Annotated in this window: 5 protein-coding genes; 2 read left to right on the top strand and 3 right to left on the bottom strand. The window is 54.2% G+C overall.

Annotation, left to right across the window (positions count from 1 at the left end):
• Nucleotides 1-112 precede the first annotated feature (112 nt).
• The 3 genes from iscX to KYK14_RS20800 form a co-directional block, all read right to left on the bottom strand.
• Entirely contained in the window at nt 113-349 is a 237-nt protein-coding gene (gene iscX, locus KYK14_RS20810; protein WP_185282408.1) for a Fe-S cluster assembly protein IscX, read from the bottom strand.
• A gap of 97 nt (nt 350-446) precedes the next feature.
• Nucleotides 447-779, bottom strand: coding sequence for a 2Fe-2S iron-sulfur cluster-binding protein (locus KYK14_RS20805; protein WP_185282407.1), 333 nt, complete (start codon nt 777-779; stop codon nt 447-449).
• 63 nt (nt 780-842) lie between these two features.
• On the bottom strand, nt 843-1,628 hold the full coding sequence (locus KYK14_RS20800) for a Rossmann-like and DUF2520 domain-containing protein (protein WP_219161618.1): 786 nt from the start codon (nt 1,626-1,628) through the stop codon (nt 843-845).
• A gap of 215 nt (nt 1,629-1,843) precedes the next feature.
• Here KYK14_RS20800 and KYK14_RS20795 point away from each other — a divergent pair, with 215 nt between their 5' ends.
• Together KYK14_RS20795 and KYK14_RS20790 are read left to right on the top strand one after the other, a co-directional pair.
• Nucleotides 1,844-4,552 carry a T9SS-dependent choice-of-anchor J family protein gene (locus KYK14_RS20795; RefSeq protein WP_219161617.1) on the top strand — a complete coding sequence of 903 codons (2,709 nt, stop codon included), beginning with the start codon at nt 1,844-1,846 and terminating at the stop codon, nt 4,550-4,552.
• Nucleotides 4,553-4,793: 241 nt separating this feature from the next.
• Entirely contained in the window at nt 4,794-7,505 is a 2,712-nt protein-coding gene (locus KYK14_RS20790) for a T9SS-dependent choice-of-anchor J family protein (RefSeq protein WP_219161616.1), read from the top strand.
• Nucleotides 7,506-7,617 lie beyond the last annotated feature (112 nt).

Below are 7,617 nucleotides of genomic sequence, written 5' to 3'. Positions count from 1 at the left end.
AGTTGTGAAGTTGTGAAGGGTGAAGCAGCTATTCTGCTGATGCTAGTGGCGAAGCCTACGCAAGTGGTGCGGCCAGAATGGTAAACTTTCCCTTCACAACTTCACAACTTCACTATTGATTATCGCGCCACTCGTAGACCCACTTGGCCTGAATTTGCTCCAGGTGGCCTTCGTTGGCCTGCTCCCGGGTGCCCTCGAAGTTGGGTAGGGATAGTACCCAGTCGATGAGCTCGGTGAAGCGGATACGGTAGATTTTAGCCTCTGTGAAATCGTCGCCAAATTTCTCGTAGAGGGCCATGGCCACGTCTTCGTGGTCGCTCCACTTGATGGGTGGCTCGAAGTGATTCATAGGTAAAGTGTTGAGTGGTAAGGGTTGAGTATTAGGTGTTGAGCGCACTGAGTGCTGGCTACGCCAACTCACTACGCTCAACACCTAATACTTCCAATCAGTGTCCCAGGAAGTTCTGGGGCGGAACCAGGATTTGCAGCTCGTCGGTGTCAGCTTGCACCACGCACTGGCAGGCCAGGCGCGAGTTGATACGGGGGTTGATGGCGCGGTCGATGAAATCCTCTTCCTTGTCCGAAATTTCGGGCAGAGAGTCTTCGCCGCGCTGCACGTACACATGGCACGTGCTGCACCCACACACGCCGCCGCAGTTGTGCTGCAACTGCACGCCGTTGTTGAGCGCCACGTCCAGCACCGACTCGCCCTCAGCGGCCACATGGGTCTGGTCGGGCTGCCCGTCCTGAAACTTGAAATGTATATTGACGACTTTCACGGGAAGTAGCTACGTAATTAGCAAAGAGGGGCAAAGGTACGGATGCCTCCCCCCGAATCAAAACTAGCCGGCCGACGGCTCCGCTGCCTGCTGAATACTGCGTGAGACAGTAGCGTACACCTCATGCCACATAGGATGAGTCTGTAGCGCGGCCTGGTGCCGGGCCAGGGTAGGCGCATCGTGCCGGGCGGCGGGGCCGGTTTGCACCGTGAACGGAGGGTAGGCCAAGGCCTTTTCTACGGTTTCGCGCACCAAGGGTACGATGAGTTCAAACGGCAGCCCGGCTTCCTGCAACAGCGCGTGGCTGATGCCGAGCACGTGGTTGGTGAAGTTGCCGGCAAACACGGCCGCGGTGTGTAACAAAAGGCGCTGCCCTGAATTGAGCAGACGCACGTCCTGGCTCAAGCTGTGCGCCAGCGTCAGCAGGGTAGCTTGGCTGGCCGCATCGGCCGCTTCCAAGCAGAGCGGGAGCGTGGTCCAGTCTACCATGCGGCCGGGGCTGAACGTTTGCAACGGATAGAAAACGCCTCCGCGCAGGTGGGGGTAGGGCGCGAACACAGCCAGCGGCAGTGCGCCGGCCGTATGCGCGGCTAGTACATTGGCGGGCAGTTGCAGCTGTGCCAACAGCGGCTCCACGGCGGCATCGGGCACGGCCAGCAGCACTATTTCTGCTTCTAGCTGGTGCAAATCTGGGTTGGTGGTAGCGCGGGCTCCGGGCAGCTGCGTGGCCAGCGCGGCGGCACTGGCTGCCGTGCGACTCCACACATGCGTGATGGTATGGCCCGCCCGCAGCAGCGCCGGCCCTAGGTGGGTGGCTACCCGGCCGGCGCCTACTAAACAAATACGCATAGTGAAAAGGCAGTTTGAAGCGGTAAGTTGCTGCTGCTTATTGAAAACAGCATCTAGTGGCAAGACGACGCGACCCCGTATTTTTTCGCCGAAGATGCTATCTTAACTATGGAAAGCACGTAGTGTTTACTGCTTTATTTACAGCAGCGACTTAATCCGCTTTACTTTCCTGCTCCGCTCTCAACTTAAACGCTTTTTACCGAAACACTTTCTACATGCAACATCTATACACTACCCCGACGGAGCGCCCTGCGCGGCGTCGATTGGGGCGCCTGCTGGGGCTGTGCGCGCTGGCGCTTGGCTTGCAGTTGCCGGCTCAGGCGCAATTGAATTACAACCAGTATACTGGCGAAAATGTAGCTGGCACCTACACCGACCTAGGCAGCGCGGGCACTGCTATTGCCACGGCTAATACCGACGACGCTAATTCAGCGGCCCAGAACATCGGCTTCAGCTTTCGATATAATGCCCAAAATTTCACGCAGTTTGTGCTGAATACCAATGGCTACCTGCGTTTGGGTAGTGCTGCACCATCCACAGCTTACTTTTTCAGCGACCCAGATAAGATTACGGGCGGACCACTAAATAGCACTAACGCAGCTGACGTGAACCTGCTGCTGCCTTTTAATGAAGATCTCACTGCTGGCACGAGTCCCACTGAATACCGGACAGCCACTACGGGTGCCGCCCCCAACAGGGTATGCACCATTCAGTGGAAAAACGTGAGCGACAAAGCCCGCGGGACGAAAGCTAGTCAGTACACCAACTTCTCCTTTCAGGTGAAGCTTTACGAAACTAGCAATACTATCGAGTTTGTGTACGGACCAGCTACCAGCGGACCTACTGCTGTGTCTTACAAAACGGTTGCAGTTGGCATTAAAGGATCTAACGCAACTCCTACGGCTAATGCAGAGATAATCACCCTCACAAAAGAAGCTGAACAGCCCTGGGCACAGGCTAGGTTCTTCACTGGGCCTGTCTTTTTCGATATTTTAAACACGGTGGTACCTGATGCTGGCCGTACTTACCGCTTCAACACGCGTAAGGCTAACGACGCTGCGACCGTATCCGTCTTTACCTATGGTCAACTCTCGCCCGAAGCTGCTCCCCACACGGCTCAGACAATCATTTATAACGCAGGAACCACCACTCTTACTAACGTGCCGGTAACACTAACAGTAGCAGGTGCCTCAACTTTCACCAGCACTAAAACGATTGCTTCGCTACCTGCCAATCGTCTAACGCTGGTAACATTTGATCCCTACCCTGCCACTACCCTGGGTGCTAATACCCTAACAGTAAGCGTGGGCAATGATGCGCTAAATAGCAATAATCAAAAAACTACTACTCAAACCGTCACGTCGAACCGATTAGCGTATGAGACACCAAATCAATTCATTGATGATTACCTGCCGCTTCTAGGAACAAACGGGGCTTTTGCAGCTAAATACACTATTACTCAATCTACTACAGTAAATAGCGCAACGTTGGCGCTAATAAGCAACGGTCCTAGCAGTTCTACCTACCGCGTAGTACTCTATGATGCATTAGGCCCCAACGGGGGCCCCGGCAACGAACTATACGTATCACCCTCCCAGGCTGTTCCGGCCGATAGCAGGCGCGTCACGGTTACCCTTCCTAATGTAGTAGTGAACTCCTCATTCTACGTGGGTATGCGTTTCGATCAGGACAGCGATGACTTTTCACTAGGAGCACAAATAGAAGACCCTCTCCGCCCAAACACTTTTTATTTTACGGCACCAGGAAGCAGTTTGAGCACTTGGGAAGTTTTTGAAGACTTCGATGAATTTTATTATCTGCGGCCAGCCATTAGTGTAGGATTTGGAGCCGTGCCGCCTTGCCAAACACCTGTTAACTTCCAATTCACAGCTGTTACGACCACTTCTGCCAACATCACATTTACAGCTTCAGCCGGCACAGGTCTGTATGTAGCTGAATATGGTCCGGCAGGTTTCGCACCCGGTTCAGGTACGACCATCACTAGTGCTACTTCACCCATCACACTCACTGGTTTGGCAGCAGCTACTACTTACGATGTGTATGTAAGCAAAAGCTGCGGCGGCACGGCCGGCACCAGCGCCCGCTACGGTCCATTGAAATTGACTACCGCTTGTCAACCAACGGCCGTTACTTTCCCATACACCCAGAATTTTGATGCGGCTAACACCCTTCCCTGCGGCTATACCATTCTTGATGCCAACAATGATGGCTATAGTTGGAGACTAACAAATATCACAGACCTTATCAGTAGTTCGCCTAATGCCATTGCCTATATATACAATGAGGATGATACTACAGTAGGTGCTAATGACTGGTTTTTTACCACAGCCCTACCTTTAACAGCGGGCCAGCAATATAATATGAGCTTTAAGTATCGGGTGGGTTCTTATGATGATGGAACAGTAATACCTGAAGGATTAGAAATACGCTATGGCACCGCACCTACGGTAGCCGCTATGACGGCAGGCGCTTCTGTTTACAACAATACCAACCTCAACTCCACAGCGTTTGCTACAGTGTCGGCGCAGGCCATTCAGCCTGCCACCACGGGGCAATACTATATTGGTTTTCATGCCATTAGTAACCCCGACGCGTATGTTTTGGTGATAGATGACATAGCCATCACCACCACCGCCCTACCCGTCAACCAAGCCCTTTCGCGGGCTATTGAAGCCTACCCCAACCCTACTACAGGCATGCTGCGCCTGAACCTGAGTGCCAGCAGTGCCCGCCAGCGGCGTGCTACGGTGTTTAACACCTTAGGCCAAGTAGTGCTGACACGTCCGCTCAACACGGCGGCCGAACAGCAGCTCGACCTTTCTACGCTCAGCAACGGCCTCTATACGGTGCAGCTACAGCTGGACAATGATGTGGTTGTGAAGCGCGTGAGCTTGCAGAAATAAGGTTGACTTGTTTCCGATTTTTACCAGAAGGGCAGTCTAGCTAGACTGCCCTTCTGCTTATATGAGGTCAGTGTCCGTGTTACAAACAGAAACCAGAACGTTCTACTCGTCCTCAAAAAACGGCGCTTCGCTGTAGAACTTTACGCATAGCCGTAGTAGCCTTGTCAAAGAAATTCAGCATCTTGACAAAGCAATTTTTCCCTTGCCAACACCACTTCCTTTCACCTCTTATTCTGTTTCTATGGCGCAATCCTACCCTGACGATAAAGTTAGATTACGCGGGCGGCACTGGGCACTAGCGGCTCTGTTGGCGCTGGGCACTACCGGCCTGCACGCACAAAACCTCAATTATCGAACATACGGTACGCAAACTGGCGTAACTGCCTACACTGATCTAGCTGATACCGGAACAGTAATTCCTACCCCTAATAAAGACGATTCCAACTCAGCAGCACAGGAAATAGGCTTCACGTTTCGCTATAACAACCAGGATTTCACGCAGTTTATCCTGAATACGAATGGCTACCTGAAACTGGGTGGCACGGCGCCCTCTCCCGCACTGTATTACGAAGCGGCGCAGACCTTCGCCCAAGGCGGTCCTTTTAAAAGCACGAACGCTGCCGATGTGAATTTGCTGGTGCCTTTCGCCGCTGATTTGCTGGGTCCTGATGCAGCTGAGTATCGGGTAGCCACCACCGGCACCGCGCCAAACCGCGTGTGTACCATTCAGTGGAAAAACGTGCAGGACAAGCCTCGCCAAACTACAACCACAGGAACAGGCGCTACGACCACCGTTGCGGAGCAATACACTGGATTTTCGTTTCAGGTGAAGCTGTACGAAATCAACAACGTTATTGACTTCGTGTACAATACGCCGACGGCTGGTGCTGGTGCTGCCGCACCTAAGGTGGCAGTAGTAGGTTTGAAAGGCTCGGGCAACGGATTTGAGCAAATTCTCAGCGTAGCGAAAAATACAAATGTCGCTTGGTCAGGACCCACCTTTGCGCAGGGTGACTACGGCGGTATTCCGTTCGTCTTTGCTAAAACCACATTGCCCGATGCTGGCCGTACGTACCGCTTTCGGCCCGCCGCCGCCACCGATGCCAGCGTAGCAGCCATCTACACGCTGGGCAAGCTACCTATTTCGGGTGTGGGGCCGCAGACCATCCAGGGCGCCGTCCGCAATGAGGGCTATACTACCCTTACCAATGTGCCGGTGACCCTAACGGTAGCGGGTGCCAACTCTTTCACAAGCAGCAAAACGGTTGCCTCTATTGCACCCGGCGCCACCGCTACCGTTGCATTCGATAGCTTTACGCCTACCGCCACCGGCGACAATACCGTAACCGTAACTGCTACCGCCGCGGGCGACGTGACCACAGCAAACAACACCACTACCGTAGCCCAGCAAGTTACGGCAGACACCTACTCCCACGCTACCCCTGGCATACTGAATACAAACAGCTACGGCGGCACAGCTGCTGTGGCGTATTTGTCGCGCTTTCAGGCCACTGATACGCGTAGTGTGCAAAGCGTGAATGTGTATACCAACAATGCAGCCTCTGTGGGCCGCACGGTATACGCAGTGGTAGTAAATGCCCAGGGCGCTATCATTGCCCGCTCTCCCGACTACCAATTGCAAACGGCTGATATGGGCCGGTACAACACTTACACGCTCAGTACGCCCGCTATTGTCTATGGCACCGATTTTTTTGTAGGACTTGCTTTAACGCCAAACGCTACCTCCTACTTCCCGGTTGGCACTCAAGCAGAAAACCCTACTCGTCGCTTAAGCACTTATAGCCTAGCAATAGGTACCGGCACTGCCCCAGCGGATTTATCGACCAGCAATGCGGGCAAGCTCATGATTGAGGCTGTAACGGCTCCCGTAACCTGCCTACCACCTACCAACCTACTCGTTTCGGCTACCACCTCCACCGGTGCTACGCTGAGCTTTACGGCGCCGGCTGGCACCGCGCCGGCTGGTTATAGCCTTGTATACGGTCCTGCGGGATTCGATCCGGCTACGGCAGGCACGACCGTAACGGGTACGGCTTCGCCAATTGCCCTTACAGGCCTGACGCCGGCTACCACGTACCAGGCGTATGTGCGCAGCACGTGCAGTAACACTAGCGCCAGCCTATTTTCGGCGCCGGTGACCTTTACTACGCTGTGCACGCCTCCCGCGCCGCTGGCCACGTTCCCGTACAATGAGAACTTTGATGGTGTAACAGCCCCAGCCCTACCCTGCGGCTTCACGGTACTCGACGCTAACACCGATGGCTTCACCTGGACCACTAGCACCGCCGCCGCCCGCAGTGGAGCCAACGCGCTGACGTACAACTTCAACAACCAAAGTCTGACCACCGCTGCCGACGACTGGGTGTTTACGCCGGCTCTCACGCTCCAGGCCGCGCAGCAATACCTGCTATCGTTCTACTACCGCGTGGGTAATACGGCCACGCCCGAGCGTCTGGAAATTAAAGTAGGTACTGCACCTACCGTGGCTGGCATGACGACTACCATTTTCACTGGTAACAATCTCACGGCCACTACCTTCACGCAGGGCACAGCCCAGCCCATCCGGGTAACGACTGACGGCACGTACTACGTGGGCATGCACGTAACCAGCGCCGCTAACTCCTTCCGCCTGTCGATTGATGACGTGACGCTGACGGCTGGCCCGTTGGCAGTCAACCAAGCACTGTCGCAGGCCGTGGCAGCCTACCCTAACCCTACCAGTGGCCTGTTGCACATAGACTTGCGCAGCAGCAAGGCGCACCAGGCACAGGCTACTGTTATCAATTCTTTGGGTCAGTCAGTCCTGACCCGCACGCTCTCCACTAAGCAACCTGATGAGTTAGATATGGCTACGTTGGCAGCGGGCATCTATACACTAAAGATTGATCTTGATGGCGAAACCGCTGTGAAGCGCATTAGTGTACAGAAGTAACCTGCTTTTCGCTTACAATAAAAAGGGCAGCCATTTGGCTGCCCTTTTTATTGTAGAGTACCTCAAATAGCGGAGCAGCCGCGTAGCGATTTTTTGGGTCTGCAGATGAGTT

Origin of the sequence: Hymenobacter profundi (genome assembly GCF_019334315.1) — a bacterium.
Taxonomy (GTDB): Bacteria; Bacteroidota; Bacteroidia; order Cytophagales; family Hymenobacteraceae; genus Hymenobacter; species Hymenobacter profundi.
The sequence above is the reverse complement of the archived record's forward strand: the minus strand, read 5'-3'. Positions and strand labels throughout refer to the sequence as shown.

What these genes read in the sequence shown, in the direction of transcription:
- KYK14_RS20800 (WP_219161618.1), bottom strand. Translation starts at nt 1,628, where the DNA reads ATGCGTATTTGTTTAGTAGGCGCCGGCCGGGTAGCCACCCACCTAGGG.
- KYK14_RS20790 (WP_219161616.1), top strand. Translation starts at nt 4,794, where the DNA reads ATGGCGCAATCCTACCCTGACGATAAAGTTAGATTACGCGGGCGGCAC.
- KYK14_RS20795 (WP_219161617.1), top strand. Translation starts at nt 1,844, where the DNA reads ATGCAACATCTATACACTACCCCGACGGAGCGCCCTGCGCGGCGTCGA.
- iscX (WP_185282408.1), bottom strand. Translation starts at nt 349, where the DNA reads ATGAATCACTTCGAGCCACCCATCAAGTGGAGCGACCACGAAGACGTG.